This is a genomic window from Flavobacterium rivuli WB 3.3-2 = DSM 21788, from assembly GCF_000378485.1.
GTDB classification, from domain to species: domain Bacteria; phylum Bacteroidota; class Bacteroidia; order Flavobacteriales; family Flavobacteriaceae; genus Flavobacterium; species Flavobacterium rivuli.
Genome location: NZ_KB899968.1, coordinates 78612 through 105555, shown reverse-complemented (window position 1 = coordinate 105555; position 26944 = coordinate 78612). Strand labels below are relative to the sequence as shown.

Sequence of the window (26944 nt, the reverse complement as noted above, 5' to 3'; positions counted from 1 at the left end):
AAACCACCACCTTACAATGAAACGGATTATTCTTGCCTTTCTTTGCCCTCTCTTACTCACCTTTAACTGTTTAAACACCAACGCACAGGACACAAAAAAAGAAACCATAGCCAAAGTACTTACAGACTATTTTTTTCTGGACAGGGAAAACATACATGTACAAAGCAACAAAAGCATTTACATGGCAAACGAGCAAATATGGTTTAAAGGATATGTATTTCACCGTAAAAAAAACCTGCCTTTTTTTACTACCATTAATGTTTTTGCAAATCTTATAGACGATACCGGCAAAATTGTAGATACCCAGTTAATTTACGCAAATATAGGCAGCTTTACCGGCAACTTTAAATTAAACAGCAGCTTCAGGTCCGGAAAATATTACCTGCAGTTTTACACCAACTGGATGAATAATTTTATTGAAGACGAATCTGCAATTAATGAAATTACAATAATAAATACTACTAAAGGTAACGGCAATGTATTTGCGGGCCCAGACCCTTCTAAAATTAATATCGAAATCAACCCGGAAGGAGGTACAATGCTTAGCGAAACCGCAAATATTTTAGGCATCAGCGTTTCAGATTGTAACCATAATGCCACAACTGTAAAATCTGTAGATATAACAGATGCCAACGGCAAGCCTGTACAAACCATACAAATAAATAAACTGGGATACGGCCGTATAACATTACCGGCAAATACAGGTACTGGTTACAAAGCTATTGTAAATATAGATGGTATAAAGCATGAGCAGGCTTTTCCTGTACCACAAATAAAAGGGGTAGCATTAGAAGTTAACGATTTTTCTGCACCCGATAAAACAATCATTACCCTAAGCACCAACAAGGTTACCTTTAATTCCTTTGGTGGTAAACCCCTGTATGTAGTAATCCATAAAGATGAAGATGCTACAATCTATGAAGTTAGCTTTAACAGCAGCCTGGTATCTAAGTTAACTATTAACAATGCCGATATCCCTGAAGGTATGAATACGATACGGGTTTTAGACGGCGATCTTAACCCGCTTGCAGAAAGGTTAATTTACAGGTATCCTACAGCTACATTATCAACTACGTTTAATGAAACCGGGCAAACCATAGAGACACTGGCTTATCAGGGCAAAGTAAATTATGCTAATATGAACCTTAGCATATCTATACTTCCGGAAGATACCCGCAGCTATGATACTACAAATGATATTTACAGCTCATTCCTCCTGTTGCCCTATATAGACACTTATAAAAAAGCATCCGGCAAATATTATTTTACTACACTTACAAAGGCAAAGAGTTATGAGTTAGATTTATTTTTATTATCTCAAAAAAGCAAATACAGCTGGCATAATATAGTAAAGAACCCACCAAAAAGCACCTATACGTTTGATATGGGGCTTGTACTTAAAGGAGCTGTACCCAAACTGGCTGGCCCAACGCAGTTTGCAAAGGTTAGGCTATACTCTTTAACATCCGGCATTGATGAAGTTACTGATGTAGATGAGAAGGGCAACTTTACGTTTAACAATCTCTTAGTGCCCGATTCTACCTATGTAAATTTTACTTTGTTGAAAAAGAGTGAGAAGCCAAAAGAACTTACATTAGCTCCACAGCTATTAAATGCCAATAAAAAGTTTGCCAGGAATTTTTTGCCAACGCCTTACTGTTACAATACTATTGCCAGCGGAACGGCAAGCTACAACGCTGCCCCCAATGTTGAAAAAGGTACCGTAGAACTTGAAGAGGTTAAAATTGAAGCCAGGAAACTTAAGTATGCAAACATTATGGGTAACGGCAACCTGAGAGGCTACAAAATATCTGAAATGCAGGCTAACATGTACCAGAACCTGTTGAATTTTATAAAAACTTATGGCGGTTTTGATGTTAATGAAAGTGTAGGTAACGTAACCATTTATGGCCGCGGTGTTACATCTGTAAATGGAGGCAGGAGCTCGCCCATTATATATATAGATAATATAATGGCTCTTGATTTTAGCATGCTTGCCCAGATACAAATGAGCGAGGTTGACGAAATTTACATGAACGCTCATGCCATTGTACCTTCTGTAAGAAACAATATTGGGGTAATAAGGATATATCTTAACAAAGGGGCAAAACCTGTAAATAAAAATACAACGCCAACTATTATCCTTAAAAACGGTTACAGCAAAATACTTCCGTTTAAAAATGTAGGCTACCTGTCTACACAAAATGAAGGTTTTGTAAACTTTGGGGTTATTAGCTGGATACCTAATGTTATGACCGATGAAAATGGGGCCTTTAAATTTGACATACCTAAAACAGGTCAAAAAAATATTAAACTATTTATAGAAGGATTTAGTGCCGATGGCAAGCTAATATCTGAAACAAAAACAATTACAGTAAAATAGCGGCAAACATAAATTGCTGTTTGCGGTATAAAAACAGAAAGACCCCTTCTGCTCAAGGGGCCTTTCAAACCAACTAATTAAAAAACACCAAGGCATTGTGTTGCCACAATACCTTTACTATCCAGTGTACAAATTAGATAAAAAGCCTCCTCTGCTCAGGAGGCTTTTTGTTACCAACTAATTAAAAAACACCAGGTACTGTGTTACCACAGTACTTTACTTTTAGCTACACATATAAGCATAAACATCTATAAGTTTAGCATTAATAGTTAATGTGCCCAAGGTTATAAACTTAAAAAAATGGAATACCGGTAAGCAAACAGGCAGATTGCATTTCCGGCATTCCGGGCAATTAACAACTTTATTTTTAAGGCTATGTAACTGTAAAGCCCGTATTAACGTAATGTTAAGGCATCCATTTGAAAAAAATAAATTCAAAAGGCAGCGGGATGAGTATTAAAACTCAAGAAAATGTGAAAAGTTAATATACAGGCGGGTAATTATAATAACTAATATTCCTGCCGTAGCAGATATTACAATAATTATTTAAGAAAGATGAAATTTCCAGTTACAGTACAAATCGTAAAGCTGGCCGGGATATATAGTGTTATAAGCAACAAATTCTGAGAATTTGTGCTCTTTAGCAATAACAGGCAGTAATTGTGTATTTAGATAATTACCAAAAAAAGCAAACTCAAAATCATCAGAGTCCGTATCCTTAAGCTGGTCTAAAAAGCTTAACGACGACCCTGCTCCATTTAAAGATGTAAGTACATGCTTAGAGCTGGTATTACGTTCAGCTACTTCTTTTTTAGCCTTTAACGATATGGCAGATACAAAACTTTTAGAAAGCCCCGCAGTAAGAAAAAACAATACAAGCAAAAAGGCAACTACCCCTTTGTTGTTGTTTATTATTTTTCTTAATCTGTTCATATAATTAATTTGTAGTGCAAAGTTATATCAATTTGCATATACAATGTCCATTCTGTATTAAGTTTTTTTAAATAAAAAAGTGCGCTAAAAATTTTAGCGCACCCATTAAATTTATCCCCTTGTATACTGGCAGCAGGAATGCAGGTTTTCATAATCTTTATCATCTGCCTTTACCTTATCCGTATCATGCCCTGCCTTTGCTACAGCAGCACGCACATCGCTTACACTGCACTTAGACTCGTCTACAATCAGATGCAAATTCCCATTCTCCTCACTCCAGGCAGCACTCTTAACTCCTTTAACACTGTAAGCAGCTTTTTCTATGCGTTTTTTGCACTGGTCGCAATTGCCTTTTACCTCAATATCGTATTTGGCATTTTTATTCTTTTTTTCCTGTGCCTGTGTGGTTATACCGGCAAGCATTATCAGCATTACTAAAACAAGTTTTTTCATTTTTTATATTTTTAAATTTATTTATTTTTAATCATGTTATTGCAACTATTACCACATAGGCATATAAAACACTTTTTCACAGAAGTATAGATAGTACACATAGCCGAAGCTTTGCTTCCCAAAAGCATCTATGTGAAAAATGCATTCCTATGCCTGCTTTAAGATTTATTAAAACCTTTGTTTCTATATGGTAAATTAATTTTCTCTATTATTTCACTTTAAACCGTAGCCCCATATAATACATTTGCCCAAAAATAGGCGCATATACAATAGAACTGTCAAAATACGCGCCAAAAGGATCATCGGCTCCTAAAATAGCCTTTTTCTGGCGGTAGTTGCCTATGTTCTCTGCACCGGCATACATTTCGAAAACGCTGCTAAAGCTGCGCGTTACCTGTGCATTAAAAAGCGAGAACGACGGCGAGTAATTGCCCATCCGGTCTTCAACAGGGTTTGTGGCTGTATTCGGTAGGCGTTGTTTGCCCATCCAGTTATAAGTAACGTCAAACTTCCATTGCTTACCGCCTTCATGCACATGGGTTTCATAGGCAACATTTGCAAAAAAACGGTTCTTAGCCTGTAAGGGACGCTCCTGTGCTCCTGCGGTTACATAATTGGTTTTAATATCATAGTATTTGTATGCCGTACGGATATTAAAATGGCGTGTAATTTCATAATTAAGTTCTACCTGAAGGCTGTTGGCATACGATTTTCCGTTAAGATTATAAAACAAAGCCTGCTGAGGCGATGCATACAAATCTACAACTACCTGGTTGCTAAAATCGGTACGGTAAAAATCTACTACAAACTCGGCATTTTTGCCAAACACAGGAAAATTTTGCACAAAGCTTACGCCATAATTCCACGCAATTTCCGGGTTAAGGCCATATACCTTACCCCCTGCCCCCTGCGGCAGCACCTGAAAGACGCGCGAACTGCCAAAAAGCGCCTGATTTTCAGCAAAAATATTAGCAGCCCTTTTTCCCCTTCCGGCAGATGCCCTTATAGTGGCCGATTTCCACGGGTTGTAACGCATGTGCAACCTTGGTGTTACAAAAGCCCCAAGGCGGTTGTGCACATCAAAACGGCCGCCAAGCACAACGCTAAAGTTATTGGCATTATCATACGTATATTCAAAAAATGCTCCGGCAGAATTATCTATCCTGTCATACCTGTCTCCGTTAAACCCATTAAGTTGGTTTACATATACGTACTCATTATAATCATCATACGTAAAATTAATACCTGTAGCAAATTTGTTAAGCGTATTGCTAATGATAGAGTTAAATATCAGGTTAGAATACAGGCTTTTTTGCTGGATATTATATTGGTTAAACCCAAAATACGATTCCTGCTTATGCCAGTTAAAAGCCGTTTGCAGGCCAATGCTCTGGTAAGGCATATCCGGGAATACGTATCCCAGCTTAGCTGAAACATCTGCCTTATCGGTATTAATTTCAGAGCCCCAGTTGTTAGTTGTAAACTTATCCCTGTCAGGGTCAAAATCTAGCTGCCCGCCCTGTTTTTCGTCGCGCATGTAGCGAAAGTTCAGGAAACTTACCCAGCCTTTTTCAGCATCGGCATACTGCCAGCGGTTCATGATGTTAAACTGTTTACCTAACGGATTATCAAGGAAACCATCATTATTCATATCGTTTTTAGCCACACGGGCATTACCATGCAGGAAAAGCGATGAGCTCCACTTATCGGAAACTTTTTTGTTGAAATGGGTATTCAGTTCAAACCGGCTCCCTGTATCGCCATAGGCATTCAGGAAAAACGGAATGTCGTTCATGGGCTTAAGGAGCTCGTAGTTTATCTGTCCCGATATACTTTCGTAACCGTTAACCACCGGCCCGGCACCCTTTGTAATCTGTATGCTCTCTACCCATGTGCCCGGCACAAATGAGAGTCCATACGCCTGAGATGCCCCACGTATTGCCGGAATGTTTTCTTCCGCGATTAGCAGGTATGGGCTTGTAAGCCCCAGCATTTTTATTTGCTTGGTGCCTGTTAGTGCATCGGTAAAGTTAACATCTATAGATGGGTTGGTTTCAAAGCTTTCGGCAATGTTACAGCAGGCAGCCTTAAGCAGTTCTTTACTGCCCATAGTGGTAACATTTGCCGTTTTAAGCTGAGAGCGTTCTAAGCTTTTTCGGGTTTTATCTACCACAACCTCGGTAAGGTCGCTGCTTTTTTGGGGTGTTAGTTTGCGCGAAATAAATTGCGGGGTGTGTACATGAACAGTATCTGTAACATAGCCTATATAACTAATTACAAGGTACATATTTTGCGGGTTGTAAGGTATGGTAAACGTACCATCATTGCCCGATGATGTACTTACAGAGGTATCCTTCCAGTATACGGATGCCCCGGGGAGCGGCTGGTTTTGCTCGTCGAGCACTTTGCCGCTTATGGTTTCCTGCGCCTGCAACAATGTTGCACACAGCAGGAAAGCTATTAAAAATAGTTTATGCATAAATAGAATTTAATATTAATAAAGACCTATCCCCACGGTAATTGGGAACAGGGATATTAATCTTAAATTCAGGCGTAAAAAATGTATTGGCAATAGAGCTTAAAGAGCGGCGGTGCATGCGAGTCGCAATAAAAAGAAGGATTTTCTTTTATTGTAAGCGGCGCACCGGTATGCAATGCCTGCAAGGGGTTCCATACTGCTACCGGGTAAAATACACCCAAATCGAGCGTAAGTGATTTTACAAGAACCTGATCTGTCTTGTCCTGTAATTTAACCACATGGCTTTTACAGCATTTTTTATCGGCTTTTGAAGCCATGGCGCAGCACGATTTTGGCATTGCTTTTTTCTCACAATGATCGGCCTTGTACGTCAGCGAAATGCCCGAAACCATGTCGTGGCAATAATGCACATTTAGTGCCAGCCCTATATTAGAGAACAATATAAGGAGGGTTAAAATTATGCTTATGTGCTTAGCCGGTTTCATGTTGTGCAAAATTAGGCATTTAAGCCCGTTTATAAAAGTTAAATTACCGCATGTGTTTCTGGTAATAAAAAGCGGGCAGGAATAGAATTAAAAATAACGGCTGAATTAAGAATCTCCTTATATAAAAAACGGCAAGCAGGCTGGGTTCGCCAAGATTTAAAACTATAAACAGTGCCACTGCAAGTACCAGAAAAAAAACAAACAACAGCATACCCGATAATTTTACAATTTGCGCATCTTTAAACACCAGCCATAGTATGCCTAACGAGAGTAGACTATTAAGCAGGTACCTGAAGGCAAGCCCAAGGAAAAGTTTTACGGTATCATAAGGGGGTAAATTAGTTTTAGGCGACTGAAAAAACCTGATAAGCGGGTCGTAAAAAAGGTGTTTTTGAAATATGCGGACCATTACCAGTAATACAAACAGTATTATAATACCAAACCACCTGTTAGCGCTAAGCTTTAACTTTTGCTGCATTGCCCGAAAATTTAATTACCCATAATACCCACAATATAAAAACTACACCGTATATAAAGAGCGGAAACAAAATATCGTGCAACAGCTCCCTGTAGTCATAATAATAGTAAAAGCCCAGGCTAAGCAGCCCCACCCTAATTACATTAAGTATATGTATAATGACTATACCTGCTATTATGTAAAGAGCCGTTCTTTTAAAAGTTGTAGAAAAAGCCACTATAAATGCCGCAAACAATATCATTACACTAATAGCATTACAGCCCTCTACTACGCGTGCCACGTTTCTATCATTTACAAAAACCCTAAAGGCTGCCTCGGTTTTCCATTGTTCCAGGCGCACATTTTCTCCTAAAAACACATCTATATCCCTGCTTTGCTGCGCTACAATCCGTGTCATACCGTCGGGTTCTTTTAACTGGGCATTGTACTGGCTAAGATAAAGCCAATAGATACCAGATAGTAACAGGTAACTAAGCCCAAACTTTGCAAGAAAAATAAAAAAAGACCTGTTCTTTTTAAGGATACTCATTAAGGAAATTATTTTTAACAAAAATATAGAAATACAAACACGTTTAATAAATACTTTTGTAGTAAATTATAATTTAACATTATGACCTTTGAAGAATTAAAACCGAAAGTAATTGATATACTGCACCATGACACCACCATTAGGGAAGAGAGGTTATTACAGGTATGCCATTTACTGGAACAAAATATAGATTATTATGACTGGGTGGGCTTTTACTTTCGCAATGGCGATAAAGAAGAGCTTATATTAGGCCCTTATGCCGGCGACGAGACAGACCATACTGTTATACCTTTCGGCCGTGGTATTTGCGGGCAGGTAGCTATATCCGGCAAAAACTTTGTAGTGCCCGATGTGCAGGCGCAGGACAATTATATTGCATGCAGCATAAATGTAAGGAGCGAAATTGTAGTGCCGCTGTTTGTTAATGGTGAAAATATTGGCCAGATAGACATAGACTCTAATGTACCGGATGCTTTTACAGATCTTGACGAACGTTTTTTAGAGTTTGTAAATGCAGAGGTAGCGAAACTGTATGAAGTAAAGTAGCGTTAAGAAAGCCGCAAAGTTACATAGTGGCAAAGTTGCAGAGTTTATTTACATTGCCTTAAATAATTTAGATTTAGGAAGTTAAAACTTTGCAACTTTGCCACTATGTAACTTTGCTGCTAAAAACTTTATAACTTTTTTACCCTTGCAGGTGTAAAAATAATGTTTACCTTTGCATCCAAATCAGGGATATTCCCTGGCTACATAATAATCATTTAAATAATATTAGCATGTATTTAACTAAAGAAGTTAAAGAAGAGATTTTTGCAAAACACGGCGGAGCTGCTGTTAACACAGGTTCATCAGAAGGCCAGATTGCATTATTTACATTCAGGATTAACCACTTAACAGGCCACCTTAAAAAAAATCGCCACGATTTTAATACAGAGCGTTCGCTTGTTAAACTGGTAGGTAAAAGAAGGAGCCTTCTTGACTACCTGAAAAAGAAAGATATCAACAGGTATCGTGAGATTATCAAAGAACTAAACATCAGAAAATAATCAAGATGAAAAGAGGTGCCTGCGCGCCTCTTTTTGTTTTTTTACACATTGCATTAAAAAGTTTTGGTTTTTCATTGGGTGCTAAGCAACTACACACACAAAACAACACAACAACAACCCATTGTTTAATCAAAAGAATTAAAACGTATGATTCCTAACGTTATTAAAGAAACTATCGATCTGGGAGATGGAAGAAGCATCTCGATCGAAACCGGTAAACTTGCTAAGCAGGCAGACGGCGCAGTAGTAGTACAAATGGGCAATGCAATGCTGCTTGCCACTGTAGTATCTGCCCGTTCTGCAAGCCCTGGTATAGACTTTTTACCACTTACGCTGGATTACCGCGAAAAATTTGCTGCTGCGGGTCGTTTCCCAGGGGGCTTTTTTAAGCGTGAAGCCAGGCCAAGCGATGGCGAGGTATTAACCATGAGGTTAGTAGACCGCGTATTGCGCCCACTTTTCCCTAAAGATTACCATGCCGAAACGCAGGTAATGATACAACTAATGAGCCATGACGACGAAGTTATGCCGGATGCACTTGCAGGCCTTGCCGCATCTGCCGCTCTTGCAATTTCTGACCTTCCTTTTGAAACACTTATATCTGAAGTACGTGTAGCAAGGATAGATGGCCAGTTTATCATTAACCCAAGCAAAGCACAACTTGACCTGTCTGACATCGATATGATGATTGGTGCCTCTATGGACTCTATTGCCATGGTAGAAGGTGAGATGAAAGAGATATCTGAACTTGAAATGATCGAGGCTATTAAATTTGCCCACGAAGCCATTAAAGTACAGATTGCTGCACAGCTAAGGCTACAGGCAGCTGTAGGCAAAAAAGAAGTAAGAACGTATGAGGAAGAAAAAAAGGACGAAACCGTATTGGCTAAAGTTCGCGAACTTTCTTATGATAAATATTTTGCAATTGCCAGCGAAGGTTCTGCAAAACATGAGCGTACCGAAAAATTTGCTGCAGTAAAAGAAGAAGTAAAAGCGTTATTTACAGATGAGGAACTGCTTGAAAACGGCGACCTTATAAGCAAATACCTTTCTAAAACCAATAAAGAAGCTGTTCGTAACGTAATCCTTGATAATGGCACACGCCTTGACGGAAGGAAAACTAACGAAATTCGCCCTATATGGTGTGAGGTAGATTACCTTCCATCTACACACGGGTCGGCTTTATTTACAAGGGGCGAAACTCAGGCTCTTGCTACGGTAACCCTTGGTACATCGCGTGAGGCTAACATTATAGACAGACCTACAGAGCAGGGTGAAGAGAAATTTTACCTGCACTATAACTTCCCTCCTTTCTCTACCGGCGAAGCTAAACCGCTACGTGGTACATCAAGGCGTGAGGTAGGCCACGGTAACCTTGCACAACGTGCCCTTAAAAACATGATCCCTGCAGAGAACCCGTACACTGTGCGTATCGTTTCTGAAGTATTAGAATCTAACGGTTCATCATCTATGGCTACTGTATGTGCGGGTACTCTTGCACTAATGGATGCCGGTATCCAGATGATCAAACCGGTTTCCGGTATTGCAATGGGACTAATATCTGATGATGAAACAGGCCGTTGGGCTGTACTTTCTGACATTCTTGGAGACGAAGACCACTTAGGCGATATGGACTTTAAAGTAACCGGTACTGCCGATGGTATTACTGCTTGCCAGATGGACATAAAAATAAAAGGCCTTAAGTATGAGATCATGGAGAAAGCTCTTGAGCAGGCCCGTGACGGACGCCTTCACATTCTTGGTAAATTAATAGAAGTTATTGATGCACCAAGGGCAGAAGTGAAACGCCACTCTCCAAAAATTATTAAAGTTACTATTCCTGGTGCATTTATAGGTGCGCTTATAGGCCCGGGTGGTAAAGTTATACAGGAACTGCAAAAAGCTACCGGTACAACTATCGTTATTAACGAGGTTGACGAGCAGGGCGAAGTAGAAATTCTTGGTACAAGCCCGGAAGGTATACAAGCGGTTCTTAACAAAATTGACTCTATTATATTTAAGCCACAAGTGGGCGAAACATATAGCGTTAAGGTTATAAAAATGCTTGATTTTGGTGCAGTGGTAGAATATCTTGATGCTCCGGGCAACGAGGTGTTACTTCACGTATCTGAACTTGCATGGGAACGTACAGAAAATGTAACCGATGTGGTAAACATGGGCGATGTTTTTGATGTTAAGTACATTGGTATAGACCCTAAAACACGTAAAGAAAAAGTATCGCGCAAAGCGTTGCTTCCACGTCCTCCAAGAGATGAAAATTATGTTCCGAGAGAGCGTGACGACCGTCCAAGAGATAATGACCGTGGTGGTTACAGGGATAATAACAGAGACAATCGTGGACGTGATAACCGCGGACCGGGAAGAGACGACAGAAACTCTCGTGACCGTGCTCCAAGAGAAGAACGCCGTAATGACGACGCTCCGCAATCATCTGAAAATAATGAATCTACAGAATCATAATTTATAAGGTGTAAATTTATATAATGACCTGCTACTGAAAAGTGGCAGGTTTTTTTTGTTTTAAAAGATTCAGATATTACACGCAACCTTTATTTAAATATTCGACTAATGATAAATCAACAAAGATATATTACTATGAAAACAAAAATTATTATTAGTCTTATAGGCATTACGGCATTAATGTTTACTGCTTGTACAAACGAAGAGGCATCAGTTATAAATCACGCAGCTACTGCATTGCCCGAATTAAATAAAATTGTAACCTACACCCCGCGAGAGGCCGATTATGTTGCGGGTAATTACCCGGCATATAAAAAAGTACAGTATTTTGAAAATGGACATATTACCGCTGATACACTATTTAACTACCAACACCAGGCAGAAGAAATAATTACGCATACATATAGCAATAATATGTATACACAAAGCTTTGAACAATATGGCGTTACTAACAGGATCATAGAAAGGACCTATGATGATACAGGACGCATGGTAAAGAAAAAAACAAGCTCGCCTAATACGTATAACAACGGTACCCCCATTAGAATATCATTGTTTGACTATACTACTGGCAATACTGTTGCAATAAGCAACTATGATGGTACCACCGGAGAAGTTTTAAGCCCGGGCATTACTTACAATCTTACAGATAACGGATTTATAAGCGGATACGAACTAAGTGACAATATTATGTATGACACAGTAATATATGACGGAGACAAACCATTGTCAGCCCTTAACTATTCCGAAACAGTAACTTTTACATATTATGATATTGAAGTTCCTCAAAATATGCGAAAAACTGTAGCTGAAACTAATAATGCTATAATGGATGGAACCGGATTTGATGATTATGCCGCATTAAATTGTAATTATTTCCTTAAAAGCTATGATGGTCATGCTAATTTTGAAACTACTTTCAATACTCTTAATTATCCCGTTTATACAAAAGGTTCCGGATCGTTACACGAAGCACCCTATGAGGCCGAAACATTTTATTTTTACAATAACTAATACTTCATATTAATTAAAATCAGGCTTTTAACCTGTTACTGAAAAGTAGCAGGTTTTTTGTTTACATAAAAATGATAAATTTTGTATTTATTAAAGCTTGATAAATAGTACAGCATAGCATAAGCGTGTTGGTTTTTTTCCTACTTTTAAGTTTTAAAAAACCAGCCACATCTATGAAATCAAAATTATTCCTGTTATTATTCTGCCTTACAGCTTTTAGTGTAATGGCAAAGCCAATAATAATTAAAGGGAAAATTAATGGGAAGCTGCCGGAAACACTTCGCTACACTGCCCCGGTTAATGGCGCCTCGGGGTTTGATATATACTACACCGCCAAGGTTGATGCCAAAGGTAATTTTAAAATTATTGCCGATATAGATGAAGTAAGCTTCATTGATATTTTTTATAACTACCTGTGGGCAGGTAATATTGTGGCCGCACCCGGCGGGCAATACACCGTGACTATCACCGAAAACGAAGGCAAGGTTAACAATGCAATAACCGGAACCGATGACGCCCTTCAAAAACGCTACGCTGGCGTGCTGCCCTTCTACAGGATAACTTTAATGTATAACCTGGCGCAGGAAGCCGCAAAAATTGAGTCGCCTGCCGAATTTGAAGCCTTTTTCGATTCAAAATACAATGCCGACATCAGCGCCATCAATGCGGCCAGCCCTCCCGGCTATTTGCAGCCCCTGCTCTACGAGCGCCAGTATTTTTACACTACCGCCATGAGCCTGGCTATTTTTTCAAAGCACAGCCATGTAAAGTATAACGGCGGTGCACCTGTTGCCGAAGCCTTTAATATTTTGTGGAAAGGCCTGTATGATAAAGTTACGCCTGATAAGGAATACATTAATAAGCTGCCAGTTGGCTACTGGTACCTTATGGGGTATGAATATTTTAAAACTTATGAAGAAGCGGGGTTTGACGTCACAAAAATTGCAGAGGATACAAAACTGAGCCGTGAAGAGATACGCAAAAAACACCTGCGCTACATACCTGCCCAAAATGCAGAATACTACCTTGCGGTAACTCAGCACCAAAATGTATACGAAGGCCAGATGGAAAAATATGCCCTTGAAAGTTATCTTGATTTTAAAAAGGCTTACCCTAACAGTAGCTACACAAAATATCTGGATACCGAAATGGCACCCCTTGTAGCCTTCTTTGCCCAGAGTGGCAACCTGCCACAGGGCGCTGCTTACGTAGATAACTATGCCAACATTAACTCGCTGGAGGAGTTGATTAAGAAATTTCCCGGCAAAAAACTATACATAGATGTGTGGGCTACCTGGTGCGGGCCGTGCCGCGACGAATTTAAGTATAAAGACGCGCTGTACAAGCTGCTTGCCGCCAATGATATAACAGTGGTATACATATCTATAGATCAGGACGCCCGCGATGAAGGCTGGAAGAAAATGATAAGCCACTATGGCCTGCAGGGCCACCACATAAGGGCCAACAAAGCGTTAGACAGTAGTGTGAGCCACCACTTTAGCGGCACCGAAAGCATCTCTATACCCTGGTACATACTTATAGGCAGCAAAGGAGAAATAGCCGTTAAGTATGCTGCACCACCATCTGAAATGGATAAACTGGAAAAAGAGATCAGTAAACTATAGCTTATTGATCTCTTTTTAAAATCGTGATAGATGCACTTTCATCCTTTTTAAGGTCAGAGAGCACTTCAAAGGTGCGGTCGCCATCTACAAGCCTTATCATTGCTGTATTTGGTGCTATAGTACCCTCATTAACAGCTACAATTTTAAACACATTCTTTTTAACAAGGTTTACACTAATTAGTTTCTTTTTAGTACTTACTGTGTAGTTCCTTAATATAAGTTCGTCATTTTGGTACACATTAATAACATCGCCGTCTTCTTTACCATTGTCCCAAATTTCTAAATCTACCTTTTTAGATTCTACAAATATGGTAAGTGTTTGCTCTTTTATAAGCTTATTAACTTTAAGGCTGTCTAAAAGAGCTATGGGATTAGCCCTTGCTTTAACCGAAGCTTTTACATCTTTAGTTTTTTGTAGTTTTTTATTGGCTTTCTCTAATTCTTCATATAGCCCTACAGACCCTATTAAAACCATTGTACCGTCTATACACTTTTGCCTGTTTTTAAAAAGCCCTTTAAATTTACCTTCTAAATTACTTTTCTTATTAACCAGCTTTACTTTGCCTGTAAAGTTTATAAAGCAAAACATATCATCGCTTACCGGCGATTTTGTATATAACACTCCTTCTTCCTTAAAAATAAACTCCTTTGTAGCATCATTATAGGTGCCTTTTATATTATTTTTTGTTTCGTGCGCACCGCCTAAATCGGTTACAGAGTAGCCATTTACAACACCTTTAGTTTCAGTAAATACCAATCTGTAAGGTATGGCTTCTTTAACATTACCATTAAGCATTACCGCTCCATAATATTCATACTTATTTTGGGCAAAAAGCATAAAAGAGGTAAGCAAAAGTGTTAAAACGAATTTAGTTCTCATTATTAATGTCCTATATTTGATACAAACTTAAAATTTTAAATATGAAACTAAGATTATTATTCTCGCTAATTGCATTAGTGTTTGGTTCTTTAACAGCATCTTATGCTTCGTTCCCCGTACAAAGAACCGCAACAGCTGCAAACAGCACAACAGTTGCTGAAAAACCTGACACTATGGAGGAGCTTTCTTCTCCGGCAGCATCGGGCGGAACCAATCAGGTTACGGCATTGCTACTTTGCATTTTTCTTGGCGTTTTAGGTATTCACCGTTTTTACCTTGGGTACATCTGGCAGGGAATCGTTCAGTTGTTAACTCTTGGTGGTTTTTTAATCTGGTGGATAATCGACCTTGTAAGGATCATTACCGGCGAACTTCAGCCTAATGGCGGCAGCTATACTAAAACTTTATAATACTGCTACAAAATAATTATAGTTTAAAATTATCCCCATATTACAATGTAGTATGGGGATTTTTAATACCAGTAATTGTTTACCCATTAAACAATTTATTTCGCTTAATATCTTTACCCTGCCTTATAAGCCAGGCATGATAGCAACTGGGCACATCATGCATCCAGCGGGGCAATAATAAGATGATAAGGTACACATCTATATGTGAGAGTATCCCGAAAATTACTACAAGCGCAAGCGGGATACCGCCGTAGCCAAATCCTATTATTGATATAAAAGCTGCAAACAATGTTATGCCCCATAATTTAGACAATAACGCATGGGTACAGGTTTCTTTGCCAAATTTTAAAAAACTGAATACATACGTTAAGGCTTCCATTATAAAAATGGTTGCTATGGCATATCGGTTATTTTTAATAATTTCGGGGTTAAGCAGCCAGGCACACCAGCCTGTGCAAAGCCAGAAAACAACATCTATCTGGCTGTCCATACGACGAAGCCTCTCTGTAGAAACACCATGTTTACGGGCAATTATACCATCAAAAATATCAGATAATATGCCAAGCAGAATTAACAATGCCAAAAACATTCGGGCAGCCGTGCCATAGTTGTAAGTAACAGCAATCATTACAGGGCCCAGTACAAGCCGAAAAGCGATAAGTATATAGGGTATATTTTTCATTGTTTTAGTCTTTAAAGTTCCAGTTAATAAAAGGAAGTATTCTTTTTTCATTAATGTTAATGAGGCCTATTTGTATGCCTTTCAATTTCTTGGTGCGGTTAAACAACCCTATTTGTAATCCTGTAAAACTTTCCGATTTGTTTTCTATGTCATTATAAATACCTGCCTGTACTCCGGTAAAATGCACATACTGGTTAAAACCACCCACCTGCAAACCATTACCTTTATAAACAGTTGTGTTAAGGCCGCTTATAATAATACCATTACTGTAAATAGCACTGGTACCTGCACCGGCAATCTGGATGCCGTTGTTCCTGAAAGAGCTGTTGCCCAACCCTCCTACAGATAGGCCGTTTGTATTTTTTAACGACTGTGTAATACCCGATACGGTAATGCCATTAACGTTAGCAAAGGTATTAGTACCGCAGGAAATATTTAACCCGTTAATGATCTCTACAGGAAATTTTTTGTTGAAAGCAGCAAAATCTGCAGGGTCGTTAGGGTAATTTACCTGGTCCGGGCCAAAAATTAGTGTAGCTATAAGCAGTGCCTGAGAAATGGGCTCTATCCTGATGCCGTTAGAACGTACACTAACCGAATCGGAATTTTGATAGGTGTTAGACCCAACACCAACAGATAACCCATAAATTGTGGTATTGGGCTTAGTGTAAAGACCAACCGGAAAGTGGGTTTTATGCTTTTGCTGTGCGCAGGCAATAACCGTAAAAAGTAAGGTAGCCATAAGTAAGATGTTTAGTTTCATGATAGTTTGATTTAATGCTTAACCAAAGCTATCGCGAAAACAACAATTGTATTTGCGCTAACAAATTAAAATAAAACATACATTTGCGATAATCGCAAATATTATGAATAATCAGGATATTCTTTTAAAAGCCATCCGGCAAAAGTCGGGCGCAGCAACATCTGTAATAGATGTTGTAGCAACTGTATTAAACATAAGCTATGATGCTGCCCACAGGCGGGTATCGCAAAAAAGTAAATTTTCTATAGAGGAAACCATAACCCTGTGCCGCCACTTTGGCCTGTCTATGGACGTGCTTTTTAACGATGGCAAAAAAGTAATTGTAGAAAAGACCAGCGAGATACGCACCATGGCCGATATGGGCAAGTACTTTAAAGAATCGGCAGAGAAACTTACCGATTATCTTGATGAGCCCAATGCGCGAATGTTTTATTCGGCAAAAGATATCCCACTGTTTTATACCATAGGTGGTACGCTGCTCTCTAAATTTAAGCTGTACGTTTGGCTTAATTTATTGGCAGGAACCCAGAACCAGGAAAATTTTGAGTCTTTTACGGTAGACCAGTCATTATTGCAGCACAGCACAAAACTTAAAGCCGTTTATGAGCATGTAGAGGTAAACGAAATATGGAACGACACCACTATAAACAGCTCACTGCAACAAATATATTATTTTTACCAGTCGGGTTTGTTATCCCTGCCAAGTGCCTTGCTTTTGGGCGACGACCTTAAAAAAATATTGCAAACTGCCGAAGACCGTTGCTGTAATGGCAGCAACAATTTTCATTTATATTATAATGAGTTGCTTATCCTTAACAATAATGTGCTGGTATCATCTCCTAAACAGCAATCGCTTTTTGTACCGTACACTATGTTGGGATATTTTATAACACAGGATACAGATACCTGCACCAATGCTGCCGATTACTTTAAGCACCAGGTAAAAAACTCAAAATCGCTTAACCTTTCGGGTACGCGCGACAGGAAACTGTTCTTTAATAAGGCGCACCAAAAGGTTGATTTTTATATACGGAAGATGGAAAACGAGGTTGATTTAGGTTTTTAGAAAAAATTTTACAACGTAACGCAACCTTTTACTACCTGTGCTGACTATAGGGTATAACATAAAATTGCTATTATGAAAACGAAAAATTATTTATTGCTATCAGTCGCTATTGCATTGGCATCATGCTCTGCAGACAATATTGCAGAAAGTACCCTAAATCCGGCAAACGAGCTAACATTACAAAGGGTAGAAACCTATTATCCGTCTAAAGAAATGTATGATGGTATGAACGACACTGAGTACGTTGGTAAAAATGTACAGTATTTTGAAAGTGGCTATGTTGTTGCCGACAGTACTTTTAACCACTTTCATAATTTACAATCCACTACAGTATATACACATACAAGCAATACTGCTTCGGTAATTAGTTACGATAATGCAAATACAGTCCTGTCTACATCGCTTTTTAACTATGATAGTCTTGGCCGCATTACAGAATTATCGGTTATTTCAGTCGATATAAACTATCGTAAAACAATGAGCTATGCCGCAGACAATTCATGCACTGTTACAATTCATTATACTCAGAGCGGTAGTAGCGAAATATGGGGCACTTTTAATGCCAACGAAGATGGCCTGTTCTATGCACGCAACTCTCCTAATGAAAACGAGATGTTGATTTTTGAGGACGGGAAACCGGTAACCTATAAACAGGCAATGCTGGACAGCAATACCTTATTAAACATAGAATATTATAACATACCTGTGCCGGCCAACCGTTTAAAAACGGTAACGCAAACAAATAATATAACGCTAATGGGTGACCTTGTAACATCTGTAGCAGAAAACAGTAATTATTATTTAAAAAATCTGGGAGGTATTTATAATTATGACTCTGCATTTAATGATCTTAATTATATAACCCATACTTTTTTTACCTCGATGCCTTACCAAACTACACAGGAAATTTTTTATTATTATAACGAGTAAGCACCAACTGCTGCTTAATCTAAACCACATCAACCAACACACCACACCTCCTTGAACCAGGAACAACTTATAAAAGGCTGTATTAAGAATAGCTCCCGCCATCAGGAGGAGCTATATCTTTTATATAAAGACATGCTTTTTATGTTGTGCTTAAAGTATTGCAGGAACGAGGCCGAGGCCGAAGACAACCTGCATAATGCCTTTATTGAAATTTTTACGAGCATAGGCAAATACAAAAGTAACGGTTCCTTTGAAGGCTGGATGAAACGCATTACTATTAATAAGGCTATAGACAGCTTTAAAAAAACACTGCAACTGGTACCTGTAAAAGATGATTTGCCCGATGATGCTGTTGTAACCGATGAGGAAATGAACCTTCCGGCAGATTATATATTATCACTCGTGCAGCAATTACCAGACCAGTACCGTTTAGTATTCAGCTTATTTGAGCTCGACGATTATTCGCATAAAGAAATTGCAGAAATGCTATCAATATCAGAAAGCACATCAAAATCTAACCTGCACCGTGCTAAAGCAATATTAAAAGATAAAATTACTAACAGGCATTCCTATCCTAACTACAGCTTGAACCATGGAAAATAAAAAAGATATAGGGAAAGCATTCCGCGAAAAACTGGACGGCCTGCAAAAGCAGCCGGGCAATGCGGTATGGGATGCCCTTAAAAAAGACCTTCCAAAAAAGAAATCGAGGTTTTTACCGCTGTTCTGGCTTGAGGCTTCAACTGCAATTAAAACAGTTGTACTAACATTACTAACAGCCCTGATAGTAGTATCCGGATATTTTTTAATTAAGGATCGGGAACATGAAAATGGTTTTAAAACAACTGGGAATTCTATTGATAATGGAAATGCCAATTTAGTTAAAAAACCTGCTAATACAGAAAATGGTGCGTCATCTCATAAAAATGCAGAACCTAATAACGGAAACAAAGTTGTGGGTAATAACCTGAATAACAAGAGTACCTCAACTTTAAATAGTAAAGGCAAAAAACTGCCTGAAAACACGTTAGATGGTAATGTAAAAGAAACCAATACATCATCGGCTAAAAATAAGGACGGCAAGTCTGAACTTCCTAATAACAATACATCTTCTTATACAACTAAACAATCCGGTATTACGGTTGGCAGCACTAAGGCAACAGCTAAAAATAACAATGCAAATAATAGTACGGCAGCTGCAGGCCCTGAAAATTCCTATCCGTCATTAAACAAAAATCGCCGGTCTGCTAAAGGCAATTCTCGTTTTAGCAATGGCAAAAGTAAAAATTTAAGTTTAGGCAAAAGAGACGGCGCATTGGCAGGAACAGATGAGGCTAAAACAAATGATACGGCTAATAGTATTAACACTACGGACGATGCAAAAGACAAAATCACGATTAGCAACAACAATCCTATACCATCTGAAAACGCCTTACAACTAACAGACACTATTTCGCAAATTGCCGATAGTTTATGTAATGCTACAATAGCAGATGCTACGGCTATTTGTAAAGATACTGTTGAAGAAAACATATTTAAAAGCGATAAAAATGGCATTGCTGATTTTAAGCCGTTTTATGTTTTTGGATACGGTACACCTGCAACTTATAGTCTTAAAAATGCTTTATTGCCAGATGCATTACTGGCAGGCAACACAACAAGCACAAAAGCGCAATTAGGGTATGGAGCTTACATGGGTTATAACTTTACCAGCAAATGGGGTATGCGTACAGGTATAGCCATAACAGGCTTAGAACATACTACGCAAAATGCATTTTTTCAAAACACGTATAGTGTTGTTCCGGGTACAGGCAGCAATCCTAACGGGTATGTACACATACTATCTCCGGAAAATTACACCAATATAAGCTATTCCCGTAATGGGTCTAACGCTGCAATAATTAAACATTTAGGCGCACAACAATCCGGAGGAGCTACCGTAAATATTATCCAGAAAATTGAGTTTGCTGAAGTACCGGTAGAGGTTACCTATAATCTACAGGGAGATAACTTTGGCGGAGGTATAATAGGTGGCTTTAGTGCCATCTTTACTACTAAAAATGTCGTGTATGCACAAAACAATATGGGAAACCTATGGCTGGGCAGTAACAAAAATGTAAAAGATGTAGGTTTTAGCACCACCATAAGCTTACATTTTTATTATAGGCCACAGCCCTATTTGCAAATTAATGCCGAACCTGTTTTTAAATATTACGTGAATACCTTTAACAACGGCCAGCCTTATTCTTTTGGGGTACAGGCAGGGTTACAATTTAATTTTGATTTATTTACTTCTAAAAAATAAGTTTAGTTAGTTGATTATTAAGCGCTACCCTATTAAGCTACGGTAGCGCTTTTGTTAAATTTTCAATTTTAGGTTTTGCTTTTGTAACTTTTTTGCCATTCACTACGTATAACTACCTGAATACTTAAATTAACTCAGGATTTTTACATGAGACAATTAAAAATTACCAAGCAGGTTACCAACAGGGAAACTGCTTCATTAGACAAATACCTTCAGGAAATTGGAAAAGTAGATCTTATCACAGCAGATGAGGAGGTAGAGTTAGCACAACGTATTAAAGCCGGTGACCAGAGAGCACTGGAAAAATTGACTAAGGCTAACTTGCGTTTTGTGGTATCGGTGGCAAAACAGTATCAAAACCAGGGATTAACACTTCCCGATCTTATTAACGAAGGAAATTTAGGGCTTATAAAAGCTGCACAACGTTTTGACGAAACGCGTGGTTTTAAATTTATATCCTATGCCGTTTGGTGGATCCGTCAGTCTATCCTGCAGGCACTTGCAGAGCAGTCGCGTATTGTACGTTTGCCGCTTAACAAAATTGGATCTATAAACAAAATTAATAAAATGTATGCTTTGCTTGAGCAAAGTAACGAGCGTGCCCCAAGTGCAGAAGAAATTGCAAAAGAGCTGGACATGACCGTTAACGATGTTAAAGAGAGCATGAAAAACTCCGGTCGCCACCTATCGATGGATGCGCCGCTTGTAGAGGGTGAAGACTCTAACCTTTATGACGTATTACGTTCGGGCGAATCTCCAAATCCTGACAGGGAACTTATTCACGAATCGCTTCGTACAGAAATTGAAAGGGCTCTTGAAACACTTACACCACGTGAGGCCGATGTTGTTCGTCTTTACTTTGGTTTAGGAGACCAGCACCCAATGACTCTTGAGGAAATAGGCGAAACTTTTGACCTTACCCGCGAGCGTGTTCGCCAAATTAAAGAAAAGGCTATCAGGAGGTTAAAACACACTTCGCGCAGCAAAATACTTAAAACATACCTTGGATAATAAGGCTATTGCAAAAAAGAGCCGCCAAAATTTCATATTTTAAATAAATATTGTATTTTGGCGGTTTAATATGCAGTATACCCTATTACACATACAGTACAAACAGTTTCAATAACTGTTCGTTTTTTGATTGATGATTGAACTCCGGCTGATTACCGGAGTTTTTTGTTTTTATGGGTATACCTAATTGTACTAACTCAGTACTATAACGTTAACACCTTACAAAAAATTGTTATAGATTTAAATTTTAGTAAGAAATAATACTAATTATTAATATACAGTAATTTATTTATCAACTTCAATTTTATTTTTTACCACAAAGAGCTCAAAGTTTTTCACATGGAACATAAACTAAACTCAACACTTTTATCAAGATAACAATCCTGATAATCAGGATTGAAGGACACAAAGATTTCCGTACCAGCTTAGTGTTTTTCCACTTGCAGCGGTATGCGCATATTTTTTATTTACATAGCCTTGTGCACTTAGTAAAACTTCGTGACCCTTGTGGTAAAAGTTTAGAAAATAGAAATTAAAAATCAGGTTAAGATGTTGGTAAACGGTATAATTATTTGAATTGCGGTCTACCGGAAAAATTAAAACGAAAGATTACCCGCCAATACCTTTAATGCCACTTCAGATACTTTAGCATTATATTGGGCAGTGCTGTTACGGGTTATAGCGTTTACATAATTAAGCTGCGCCGTACGCACCTCAAGTGTAGTAATGGTACCTATACGGTATTTTTCCATAGTAATATCAAGGTTTTGCTTCGCAATATCAACATTTTTTGCTTCAAGTTGTACTAACTCCAAATTGGTTAAATACGTTTGATACGCCGATATTAACTGCGAATTGATTGCCTGTGTTTGCTGCTGTATAAGCACATCGGTATTTTCTATTTGTATTTTGGCAATCTTCTCATTACGTTTTTGCAGAAAACCGTTAAACAGGTTTATAGATGCCGTTACTCCATAATTAAGACCGCGTGAGGAGTTCTCCTTTGCAAACCCAAGGCTGGATTCGCTCTCGGCAAAAATATAGCCTGTAGTAATTCCTATACGCGGATAGCGGGCAGACCGTACCTGCTTAAGGTTAAGTTCTGCCACACGTTTATTAATCAGGGCAATTTGTATCTGCGGGTTTTGCCCATTGGCAAGGTTCATCAGGTCGGCAAGCTTAAGTTTATCATCGGCCACGACCGAATCTGCTACTACAAATTTACTGGTAAGGTCACGTGCCATAAGCTCGTTAAGGAACGTCTTGGTGTTTTCATACTGCTCTTTCTGGCGTAAAAAATTAGTCTGGTCGGTATTAAGGTCTACCTGTGCATTAAGTACCTCCAGCTTGGCAGCCTTACCTATGGTAAACCTGTTTTTTGCCGTGGTAACACGCTGTGTAGATATTACAATGGCAGTATCCAGCGCCTTTAGCATTTGCTGTTGCTGCACCACATTAAAATAAGTAAGCATAACATCGTTTACACGGGAAAGTATGGTAAACTTAAGTTCGGTCTGGCCCAGTTTTTCCAATTCCTTCAACTGGTCATATCGCGCAAACATCCTAAAACCGTCAAAAATTGTCCATCCCAGGTTTACACCATAATTAATGCTGTTATTACGGGCATTATCCAGGCTTTGCACGGTACCATCGGTACGGGTTTGGCGGGAGTTTTGTATATTGTTATTCTGCGTAAGTGTACCCGAAAGGTTAGGCAGCAGCCCGGCATTAGCCAGGCTTACGTTTTGCTCGTCTATCTTAAGGTCGTTAGCCGCGAGTTTTATATCGTAGTTATTTTTAAGCGCAACCGCTACAGCATCTTCTACAGAGAGTTGATCCTGCGCAAAGCTGTTGGCTGCAAATAGAAAGAAAAGTATGTAAAGGCAAAACTTCATAAAGTGAATGTTACAAATCCTGAATAGCATCAAATTCCGGGCGGTGTTTTTTAGGGCGCGACCACATAAAGTAAATAGCGGGTATTACAAACAGGGTTAGCACCAGCGAGAATACCGTACCACCCACAATTACCACACCCATACCTATACGGCTGGTAGAGGCTGCACCAAGCGACATTGCAATGGGCAATGCACCAAGGGCAATGGCTAAACTGGTCATTAATATAGGGCGAAGTCGCGACTCTGCCGACTCCATAATGGCTTCATATTTAGGCTTGCCTTCTTCGCGAAGCTGGTTGGCAAACTCTACTATCAATATACCATTTTTAGTAACCAGGCCTATAAGCATGATCGTACCTATCTGGCTAAAGATATTCCAGGTTTGCCCAAACAGCCATAGCGATAGTAGCGCCCCGGCAACGGCCATAGGCACGGTAAGTATTATGATGAACGGGTCTATAAAACTTTCAAACTGGCCGGCAAGTATAAGGTATATAAGCAATAAGGCAAGGCCAAACGCAAAAAGCGTATTAGAACTACTCTCTACAAAATCGCGCGATTCACCGCTAAGGTCTGTTGTAAAGGTATCATCAAGCACTTTTGCCTTTACGCGCTCCATAGCGTCTATACCATCGCTTATGCTCATTCCCGGCGCAAGCCCTGCCGATACCGTAGCCGACATAAACCTGTTGTTATGGTACAGCTGCGGCGGGCTGCTTTGCTCTGTAACGCTAACAAGATTATCTAACTGTATTAACTGGCCTGTATTGCTTTTTACGTAAATAGAAGTAAGGTCTAATGGTTTTTCGCGGTCGGGTTTATCAAACTGGCCTATAACCTGGTACTGCTTGCCTCCCATCATAAAATATCCAAAACGCTGTCCGCTTAACGATAGCTGCAATGTTTGTGCAACATCGAGCATCGATACGCCAAGGCTTTGTGCCTTAGCCCTGTCTATAGTTACGTTAATTTCGGGTTTATTAAATTTAAGGTTAACATCGGTCATAGAAAAAGTTGGGTCTTTGCCCACCTCATCCATAAATTCAGGGATCTTTTTCTGAAGCTTCTCAAAATCCGGAGCCTGAATTATGTATTGTATAGGGAAACCGCCACGGCGGTTTACAGCAATAGTAGGCTGTTCTGATACTGATACTTTTGCTTCAGGATATCTCTTGGTCCACTTGGTAAGGTCGGCTGCAATTTCTTTCTGGGTACGGTCACGGTCTTCCGGTTCGGTAAGTGCTAAACGTATACGCCCGCTGTTTACTGATGCCGACCCGCCATTACCCGGCGATGTTATGATAAGGCTTACTTTTTTCTCCGGAATAGAATCGGTTATAAGCTTGTCCATCTCTACCATAAAGCGGTCCATATAATCGTAAGAAGCGCCTTCGGGGGCGGTAATGTTTAAGCCTACAAAGCTTCGGTCATCATAAGGTGCGGTTTCTTTTTGAAGGATGCTAAAAAACAAAGCAATTAGCCCTATACAAATTACCAGTATAGGAAAGCTAACCCATTTACGCTTCATAAAGTTTGTAAGCATACCGGCATATCCGCTGTTTAGCTTTACAAAGTAAGGCTCTGTAAAATCGTAGAATTTAGACTTTTTATGCACTCCTCCTTTTATAAGGTAGGCGTTAAGCATGGGTGTAAGTGTGAGGGATACAAATGCAGATATTAATACGGCAGCCGCAATTACCACCCCAAATTCCCTGAAAAGCCTACCCACAAAGCCTTCTAAAAATATTACAGGAAGAAATACTGCCGCCAGCGTAATGGAGATAGATATTACTGCAAAAAATATTTCGTTAGATCCTTTTAAAGCGGCTTCTATAGGGCTCATTCCCTCCTCTACTTTTTTAAAGATATTCTCTGTAACCACAATACCATCATCTACCACAAGGCCGGTTGCAAGTACAATGGCAAGCAGGGTAAGCACATTGATAGAGAAACCTGAAATGTACATTATAAAGAACGTAGCAATAAGCGACACAGGAATATCCAGCAACGGCCTTAAGGCTATAGCCCAGTCACGAAAGAAAAGGTATATAATAAGGGTTACCAGTATGATAGATATAGCAAGGGTTTCTGCAACCTCAAGCACCGATTTTTTTATAAAAACAGTATTATCTATGGCTATATTAAGCTTCAGGTCGGCAGGAAGTTCTTTTTTTAACTGGTCATACTGTTTGTAAAAAGCATCGGCAATTTCTATATAATTGGTTCCCGGCTGAGGTATAATTGCAAGGCCTACAAGCTGCTTACCTTCGTTGGTCATCCTGGTTTCAAGATTTTCCGGCCCTAATTCGGCACGGCCTACATCGCTAAGCCGAACGATCTTATCGGCATCTGCCTTAATAATTATGTTATTAAACTCATCGGCACTTGCCAGGTTACCTAGTGTTTTTACGGTAAGCTCTGTATTGGCACCGGTAAGTTTTCCGGTAGGCAACTCTACATTCTGGGCATCGAGGGCGTTTCGCACATCGGCAACTGTAATACCATAAGCAGTCAGCTTTACCGGGTCTACCCACAGCCTCATGGCATACCTTTTTTGCCCCCATATTTGTACACTACTTACACCGGGAATGGTTTGTAGCCTCTCGGCAATTACATTCTCGGCATAGTCGCTTAATTCAAGCGGGTTACGCGTGCCACTTTGCACGGTCATTGTAATGATAGGTTCAGAGTCGGCATCGGCTTTACTCACTACCGGTGGCGCATCTATATCCTGCGGGAGGCTGCGTACTGCCTGCGATACCTTATCGCGCACATCATTAGCCGCCTCTTCAAGGTTTTTTTCGAGTTCAAACTCTATCGTAATGTTACTGGACCCCTGGTTACTGGACGATGTTATATTACGGATACCATCTATAGAGTTGATGGCTTTTTCCAGCGGTTCTGTAATTTGCGACTCAATAATATCGGCGTTGGCACCGGCATAACTGGTTCGAACCGATATTTGTGCAGGGTCTATAGACGGGAACTCGCGAACACCAAGAAAAGTATATCCAATGATCCCGAAAAGGATTATGGCTACATTCATTACTATAGTAAGTACCGGGCGCTTTATGCTTAAGGTAGATAAACTCATAC

Annotated in this window: 23 protein-coding genes; 12 read left to right on the top strand and 11 right to left on the bottom strand. The window is 39.4% G+C overall.

Annotation, left to right across the window (positions count from 1 at the left end):
* Nucleotides 1-16 precede the first annotated feature (16 nt).
* A complete protein-coding gene (locus F565_RS0107140) occupies nucleotides 17-2383 on the top strand; it encodes a hypothetical protein (protein WP_020212521.1) in 2367 nt (788 codons plus the stop codon).
* 546 nt (nucleotides 2384-2929) lie between these two features.
* On the opposite strand, the gene F565_RS0107135 is transcribed toward F565_RS0107140, so the two are convergent.
* From F565_RS0107135 to xrtF, 6 genes are all read right to left on the bottom strand, one after another.
* Nucleotides 2930-3316 (bottom strand): hypothetical protein, encoded by a 387-nt coding sequence (locus F565_RS0107135; RefSeq protein WP_020212520.1) that lies wholly within the window; start codon nucleotides 3314-3316, stop codon nucleotides 2930-2932.
* Between the two features lie 111 nt (nucleotides 3317-3427).
* Nucleotides 3428-3769 carry a heavy-metal-associated domain-containing protein gene (locus tag F565_RS0107130; RefSeq protein ID WP_020212519.1) on the bottom strand — a complete coding sequence of 114 codons (342 nt, stop codon included), beginning with the start codon at nucleotides 3767-3769 and terminating at the stop codon, nucleotides 3428-3430.
* 208 nt (nucleotides 3770-3977) lie between these two features.
* Complete coding sequence (locus F565_RS0107125) at nucleotides 3978-6248, bottom strand: TonB-dependent receptor (RefSeq protein WP_020212518.1); 2271 nt, start codon at nucleotides 6246-6248, stop codon at nucleotides 3978-3980.
* 68 nt (nucleotides 6249-6316) lie between these two features.
* Entirely contained in the window at nucleotides 6317-6733 is a 417-nt protein-coding gene (locus F565_RS0107120) for an HYC_CC_PP family protein (RefSeq protein ID WP_020212517.1), read from the bottom strand.
* 43 nt (nucleotides 6734-6776) lie between these two features.
* A complete protein-coding gene (locus F565_RS0107115; RefSeq protein ID WP_020212516.1) occupies nucleotides 6777-7211 on the bottom strand; it encodes an exosortase F system-associated membrane protein in 435 nt (144 codons plus the stop codon).
* Complete coding sequence (gene xrtF / locus F565_RS0107110) at nucleotides 7189-7740, bottom strand: exosortase family protein XrtF (protein ID WP_020212515.1); 552 nt, start codon at nucleotides 7738-7740, stop codon at nucleotides 7189-7191. Before xrtF ends, F565_RS0107115 begins: the two co-directional genes overlap by 23 nt.
* Before the next feature lie 81 nt (nucleotides 7741-7821).
* On the opposite strand from xrtF, the gene F565_RS0107105 reads away from it, so the two are divergent.
* From F565_RS0107105 to F565_RS0107085, 5 genes are all read left to right on the top strand, one after another.
* Entirely contained in the window at nucleotides 7822-8286 is a 465-nt protein-coding gene (locus tag F565_RS0107105; RefSeq protein ID WP_020212514.1) for a GAF domain-containing protein, read from the top strand.
* Between the two features lie 230 nt (nucleotides 8287-8516).
* Nucleotides 8517-8786, top strand: a complete 270-nt coding sequence (rpsO, locus tag F565_RS0107100; RefSeq protein WP_020212513.1) for a 30S ribosomal protein S15 — start codon at nucleotides 8517-8519, stop codon at nucleotides 8784-8786.
* Between the two features lie 147 nt (nucleotides 8787-8933).
* A complete protein-coding gene (locus tag F565_RS0107095) occupies nucleotides 8934-11267 on the top strand; it encodes a polyribonucleotide nucleotidyltransferase (protein ID WP_020212512.1) in 2334 nt (777 codons plus the stop codon).
* 135 nt (nucleotides 11268-11402) lie between these two features.
* Nucleotides 11403-12281, top strand: a complete 879-nt coding sequence (locus F565_RS0107090) for a hypothetical protein (RefSeq protein ID WP_026299931.1) — start codon at nucleotides 11403-11405, stop codon at nucleotides 12279-12281.
* A gap of 173 nt (nucleotides 12282-12454) precedes the next feature.
* Complete coding sequence (locus F565_RS0107085) at nucleotides 12455-13906, top strand: TlpA family protein disulfide reductase (protein ID WP_020212510.1); 1452 nt, start codon at nucleotides 12455-12457, stop codon at nucleotides 13904-13906.
* 1 nt (nucleotide 13907) lies between these two features.
* Here the strand turns inward: F565_RS0107085 and F565_RS0107080 are convergent, their stop codons facing one another.
* Nucleotides 13908-14786 carry a hypothetical protein gene (locus F565_RS0107080; RefSeq protein WP_020212509.1) on the bottom strand — a complete coding sequence of 293 codons (879 nt, stop codon included), beginning with the start codon at nucleotides 14784-14786 and terminating at the stop codon, nucleotides 13908-13910.
* 41 nt (nucleotides 14787-14827) lie between these two features.
* Here F565_RS0107080 and F565_RS0107075 point away from each other — a divergent pair, with 41 nt between their 5' ends.
* Complete coding sequence (locus F565_RS0107075) at nucleotides 14828-15196, top strand: TM2 domain-containing protein (protein ID WP_020212508.1); 369 nt, start codon at nucleotides 14828-14830, stop codon at nucleotides 15194-15196.
* A 79-nt stretch (nucleotides 15197-15275) separates the two neighbouring features.
* On the opposite strand, the gene F565_RS0107070 is transcribed toward F565_RS0107075, so the two are convergent.
* Together F565_RS0107070 and F565_RS0107065 are read right to left on the bottom strand one after the other, a co-directional pair.
* Nucleotides 15276-15878 carry a CDP-alcohol phosphatidyltransferase family protein gene (locus F565_RS0107070; protein ID WP_020212507.1) on the bottom strand — a complete coding sequence of 201 codons (603 nt, stop codon included), beginning with the start codon at nucleotides 15876-15878 and terminating at the stop codon, nucleotides 15276-15278.
* A gap of 4 nt (nucleotides 15879-15882) precedes the next feature.
* Nucleotides 15883-16641, bottom strand: a complete 759-nt coding sequence (locus F565_RS0107065) for an LA_2272 family surface repeat-containing protein (protein WP_020212506.1) — start codon at nucleotides 16639-16641, stop codon at nucleotides 15883-15885.
* Between the two features lie 103 nt (nucleotides 16642-16744).
* Here F565_RS0107065 and F565_RS0107060 point away from each other — a divergent pair, with 103 nt between their 5' ends.
* From F565_RS0107060 to F565_RS0107040, 5 genes are all read left to right on the top strand, one after another.
* Nucleotides 16745-17707 carry a hypothetical protein gene (locus tag F565_RS0107060; protein ID WP_020212505.1) on the top strand — a complete coding sequence of 321 codons (963 nt, stop codon included), beginning with the start codon at nucleotides 16745-16747 and terminating at the stop codon, nucleotides 17705-17707.
* 72 nt (nucleotides 17708-17779) lie between these two features.
* Nucleotides 17780-18637, top strand: a complete 858-nt coding sequence (locus tag F565_RS0107055) for a hypothetical protein (RefSeq protein ID WP_154652556.1) — start codon at nucleotides 17780-17782, stop codon at nucleotides 18635-18637.
* 51 nt (nucleotides 18638-18688) lie between these two features.
* Nucleotides 18689-19240, top strand: coding sequence for an RNA polymerase sigma factor (locus tag F565_RS0107050; protein ID WP_035642105.1), 552 nt, complete (start codon nucleotides 18689-18691; stop codon nucleotides 19238-19240).
* On the top strand, nucleotides 19230-20942 hold the full coding sequence (locus F565_RS0107045; RefSeq protein WP_020212502.1) for a hypothetical protein: 1713 nt from the start codon (nucleotides 19230-19232) through the stop codon (nucleotides 20940-20942). The genes F565_RS0107050 and F565_RS0107045 overlap by 11 nt, the downstream gene beginning before the upstream one ends.
* Before the next feature lie 147 nt (nucleotides 20943-21089).
* Complete coding sequence (locus tag F565_RS0107040) at nucleotides 21090-21953, top strand: sigma-70 family RNA polymerase sigma factor (protein WP_020212501.1); 864 nt, start codon at nucleotides 21090-21092, stop codon at nucleotides 21951-21953.
* A 596-nt stretch (nucleotides 21954-22549) separates the two neighbouring features.
* Here F565_RS0107040 and F565_RS0107035 read toward each other — a convergent pair.
* Both F565_RS0107035 and F565_RS0107030 read right to left on the bottom strand, forming a co-directional pair.
* Entirely contained in the window at nucleotides 22550-23848 is a 1299-nt protein-coding gene (locus tag F565_RS0107035) for a TolC family protein (RefSeq protein WP_020212500.1), read from the bottom strand.
* Nucleotides 23849-23858: 10 nt separating this feature from the next.
* Nucleotides 23859-26942: an efflux RND transporter permease subunit gene (locus F565_RS0107030; RefSeq protein WP_020212499.1), complete on the bottom strand. Its 3084-nt coding sequence runs from the start codon at nucleotides 26940-26942 to the stop codon at nucleotides 23859-23861.
* Between the last annotated feature and the right edge of the window lie 2 nt (nucleotides 26943-26944).

Coding starts and splice junctions, on each gene's coding strand:
- F565_RS0107070 (WP_020212507.1), bottom strand. CDS start 15,878: ATGAAAAATATACCCTATATACTTATCGCTTTTCGGCTTGTACTGGGC.
- F565_RS0107080 (WP_020212509.1), bottom strand. CDS start 14,786: ATGAGAACTAAATTCGTTTTAACACTTTTGCTTACCTCTTTTATGCTT.
- F565_RS0107130 (WP_020212519.1), bottom strand. CDS start 3,769: ATGAAAAAACTTGTTTTAGTAATGCTGATAATGCTTGCCGGTATAACC.
- F565_RS0107090 (WP_026299931.1), top strand. CDS start 11,403: ATGAAAACAAAAATTATTATTAGTCTTATAGGCATTACGGCATTAATG.
- F565_RS0107085 (WP_020212510.1), top strand. CDS start 12,455: ATGAAATCAAAATTATTCCTGTTATTATTCTGCCTTACAGCTTTTAGT.
- F565_RS0107060 (WP_020212505.1), top strand. CDS start 16,745: ATGAATAATCAGGATATTCTTTTAAAAGCCATCCGGCAAAAGTCGGGC.
- F565_RS0107030 (WP_020212499.1), bottom strand. CDS start 26,942: ATGAGTTTATCTACCTTAAGCATAAAGCGCCCGGTACTTACTATAGTA.
- F565_RS0107135 (WP_020212520.1), bottom strand. CDS start 3,316: ATGAACAGATTAAGAAAAATAATAAACAACAACAAAGGGGTAGTTGCC.
- F565_RS0107105 (WP_020212514.1), top strand. CDS start 7,822: ATGACCTTTGAAGAATTAAAACCGAAAGTAATTGATATACTGCACCAT.
- F565_RS0107120 (WP_020212517.1), bottom strand. CDS start 6,733: ATGAAACCGGCTAAGCACATAAGCATAATTTTAACCCTCCTTATATTG.
- F565_RS0107065 (WP_020212506.1), bottom strand. CDS start 16,641: ATGAAACTAAACATCTTACTTATGGCTACCTTACTTTTTACGGTTATT.
- F565_RS0107055 (WP_154652556.1), top strand. CDS start 17,780: ATGAAAACGAAAAATTATTTATTGCTATCAGTCGCTATTGCATTGGCA.
- F565_RS0107075 (WP_020212508.1), top strand. CDS start 14,828: ATGAAACTAAGATTATTATTCTCGCTAATTGCATTAGTGTTTGGTTCT.
- F565_RS0107040 (WP_020212501.1), top strand. CDS start 21,090: ATGAGACAATTAAAAATTACCAAGCAGGTTACCAACAGGGAAACTGCT.
- rpsO (WP_020212513.1), top strand. CDS start 8,517: ATGTATTTAACTAAAGAAGTTAAAGAAGAGATTTTTGCAAAACACGGC.
- F565_RS0107095 (WP_020212512.1), top strand. CDS start 8,934: ATGATTCCTAACGTTATTAAAGAAACTATCGATCTGGGAGATGGAAGA.
- xrtF (WP_020212515.1), bottom strand. CDS start 7,740: ATGAGTATCCTTAAAAAGAACAGGTCTTTTTTTATTTTTCTTGCAAAG.
- F565_RS0107140 (WP_020212521.1), top strand. CDS start 17: ATGAAACGGATTATTCTTGCCTTTCTTTGCCCTCTCTTACTCACCTTT.
- F565_RS0107125 (WP_020212518.1), bottom strand. CDS start 6,248: ATGCATAAACTATTTTTAATAGCTTTCCTGCTGTGTGCAACATTGTTG.
- F565_RS0107045 (WP_020212502.1), top strand. CDS start 19,230: ATGGAAAATAAAAAAGATATAGGGAAAGCATTCCGCGAAAAACTGGAC.
- F565_RS0107035 (WP_020212500.1), bottom strand. CDS start 23,848: ATGAAGTTTTGCCTTTACATACTTTTCTTTCTATTTGCAGCCAACAGC.
- F565_RS0107115 (WP_020212516.1), bottom strand. CDS start 7,211: ATGCAGCAAAAGTTAAAGCTTAGCGCTAACAGGTGGTTTGGTATTATA.